This is a genomic window from Lachnospira sp., assembly GCF_016290755.1.
GTDB classification, from domain to species: Bacteria; Bacillota; Clostridia; order Lachnospirales; family Lachnospiraceae; genus Lachnospira; species Lachnospira multipara.
On the sequence record NZ_JAEEVD010000101.1, the window covers coordinates 1 to 2,849 of the forward strand.

The following is a 2,849-nucleotide window of genomic DNA, read 5'->3' on the forward strand; positions in this document are numbered from 1 at the left end:
CTATCATATTGTAGTCACACATAGCCTCTGAAAGGTTCTCAATCTGGCCCTGCTCGCTAGTATGTATATCAAATCTATTAACGCAATCTCCCACGATTTCATCAAAAATACTAAGATTACTTACAATAATAGGCTTGTTAAACTTCATTAATTCAAGTACTGGCATACCAAAGCCCTCGGCCTTAGATGGGAAAAGGTAACAACTACATTTGCTATACAATTCCTCTTTCTTAGCTGGCTTTACATAGTTAAGGTAAGTTATTCCATCCACCTTACTCATACACTCATTAAGAAGGTCGTTAATATCTGCCTCCTGCATCTTTCCTGCAAGAATAAGAGGTTTCTTACCGCCCTTTTCTCTGTATCTTACATAGCTCTTAAGTAGAAGGTCTACGCCCTTTCGTTTCTCCATATTACCAACATAAAGGAAATATCCCTCATCCTTTATAACTGGTTTCTTCTTTAACGGATTAGAAATTATATAACCATTACAACAAGCAATCTTTCTAGCCTCTGGGAAATTCTTCTCAGTAGTCTTTCTTGTCTGCTCTGAGTTATACAAAATCATGTCCGTAAATTTCAAAGTTTTCTTTAAATAATGCTTAAAGTAAAGGTTATAAACCCTTCCAAAGTACTCCACATAATCAATAGGGAACATATCATGAATAGTAATCATTACCTTAAAGTTTCCCTTTGGACGGATTGGAATATTAGTATTAACTTCCCAAAAAATATCTGGCTTAACTTCATTTAATGTCTTTTTTATCCAATTAAAATATGCATAGACACCTGCACTTTTATAAGTAGATTTACCCATCTTTAATACGGGGATTCCCTGCTCTTCAAAATGCTTTATATTGTCGCTTTCCGCCACATCAGTTAATAATACCCACTCAAATTCTGGGTATTTCATAAGTTCCAATAAAAAATCATTAAGATACATTCCAACCCCGCTAGGTCTCGACCCTAATGTTCTAGCATCTACTGCTATCTTCATAAATAATCCTCCCGGATAAAGCTAAATCTTAAGCTTCCTTTTTCTTAAACACAAACAACTTACTAACAATATAATTCAAAACGATAACAATAATCTGTGCTACAAGTTTTACAAGCATTGAATTAAAGTGAAGCAATGTATCAAAGACTAAAATTATAGCTTCCTCAACTACAAGAGTTGCCAATCTTCCTGTATAAAACTTAAAAATCTCTCCTAAGACTTCCTTAGAATTCTTAGTTTCCGAATCAAATACCCATATTTTATTAGTGATATATGCAAATGTAACTGCAAACACCCATGAAATTATATTCGCTATTAAAACATTAATCCCGCAAATCTTATAAGCAACATAATAACTTGCAATACTTACAACGGTTGTAAGTCCTCCAAATAATAAATAAAGTAAAACTTCCTTATTCTTAAAGTAAAATGGGCCAAGTGGTCCCCAAATCTTTGCTGACATTATTCTATCAAAAATGTCCTTATCTTTCTTTGCCATAATTCACTTAAGTTAAGCCTAGCTTAACCCCTTTCTATTCATATAAACAAATAAATTCGCCTACAAAATAGCAGACGAATTTATTTTACCATTTATAGAATATAAGTCAATTATTCGGGCACTATAGCCATAGCCAAGGCTACTTACTTTCTTTGCTAAAGTTAATATGGTATCATATCCTCTAATTCTTAGTTAAACCAACTTTATTCTATACTTTATAGGGTAAAAACTAAATATAAGTTTCCAATCCATATCTTCGAATTTACTAAACTTATTACCTAACAGTACTTCACTATACCTAAATAGCATTTTTACATTTGCAGTATCTCCTGGCACTATTTTACTTGATGAATTTGTAAATTCTTCATTTAATAGAAAATAATCATATAAATTCATAGAGCCTCCGAATACGTTAAATCCAATCAAATAGTTTGCAGGGCTTACCGTAAATATCTCATCCGAATAATTTATAACATCTAAATCTACTAATATTCCTTTTTCTTCATAATTAGATTCATCTAGATTGTATTCTTCTATTAATTCTTCTATATCTTTCGATGATAGTATTCTCACATTCTTTACTTTATAACCTATATCTTTATAAACCAGTTCATCTTCTATAGAAACATCTACCACCTTAGCTGAAGGGTATTTTCTGGCAAGATAGCCAACACGAATTCCCCATAAAACCAATATCGCTACAATAACAATAAAAGCTATTATTTTAACTTTATTACCTTTCATAAATACCCCTCTAACAATTTATTATTTCACCATTTTCAATTTCTATTATATGATCAGCCACATTGTTAATAATGTTTTGATCATGACAACTAAGTATTACAAGTGCTCCTCTGTTTTTAGCATCTAAAATCATTTTTGTGAGTTTTTCTCTCGATTTAGAATCTAACGCATTATATGGTTCATCCAATATAATCAAATCAGGATTTTCTACAAAAGCTAATGCTATCCCCAATTTCTGTTTCATTCCTAATGAAAATTTCTTTACTTTCTTCTTATCATTAGGATCTAGTCCAACTTCACAAAGAACTTCATTAATTCTATTTTTATCCACTATTCTTTTTATTGATGTTATTTCATATATGTTTTCAAAGGCATTATAATAATTTATAAGACCTGGGTTTTCTATTAAAACTCCAATACTTCTAGGAAAATCAATGTCTTTACCCAGAATCTCATTATCTATAGTTATCTCTCCAAACGTTGGTAATATTAATCCAGAAATAGCTCTCATAAGCATTGTTTTTCCAGAACCATTAATTCCTACAAACCCATAAACATTACCCGATTCCATACTCATGCTTATATTTTTTAATATCTCATTATTATTTA

Annotated in this window: 4 protein-coding genes; all 4 read right to left on the bottom strand. The window is 31.1% G+C overall.

Annotation, left to right across the window (positions count from 1 at the left end; all coding sequences use genetic code 11):
- Nucleotides 1-997 (bottom strand): glycosyltransferase family 4 protein (locus QVA17_RS12420; protein ID WP_287389317.1); only part of this gene is annotated, 997 nt, incomplete at its 3' end.
- Between the two features lie 28 nt (nucleotides 998-1,025).
- The gene (locus tag QVA17_RS12425; RefSeq protein WP_287389319.1) at nucleotides 1,026-1,496 is read right to left on the bottom strand and encodes a GtrA family protein; all 471 of its coding nucleotides are present in this window, start codon (nucleotides 1,494-1,496) and stop codon (nucleotides 1,026-1,028) included.
- Between the two features lie 192 nt (nucleotides 1,497-1,688).
- Nucleotides 1,689-2,240, bottom strand: a complete 552-nt coding sequence (locus tag QVA17_RS12430; protein WP_287389321.1) for a hypothetical protein — start codon at nucleotides 2,238-2,240, stop codon at nucleotides 1,689-1,691.
- A 10-nt stretch (nucleotides 2,241-2,250) separates the two neighbouring features.
- Nucleotides 2,251-2,835, bottom strand: coding sequence for an ATP-binding cassette domain-containing protein (locus QVA17_RS12435; RefSeq protein WP_287389322.1), 585 nt, complete (start codon nucleotides 2,833-2,835; stop codon nucleotides 2,251-2,253).
- Nucleotides 2,836-2,849: the final 14 nt, after the last annotated feature.

What these genes read in the sequence shown, in the direction of transcription:
- QVA17_RS12425 (WP_287389319.1), bottom strand. Translation starts at nt 1,496, where the DNA reads ATGGCAAAGAAAGATAAGGACATTTTTGATAGAATAATGTCAGCAAAG.
- QVA17_RS12430 (WP_287389321.1), bottom strand. Translation starts at nt 2,240, where the DNA reads ATGAAAGGTAATAAAGTTAAAATAATAGCTTTTATTGTTATTGTAGCG.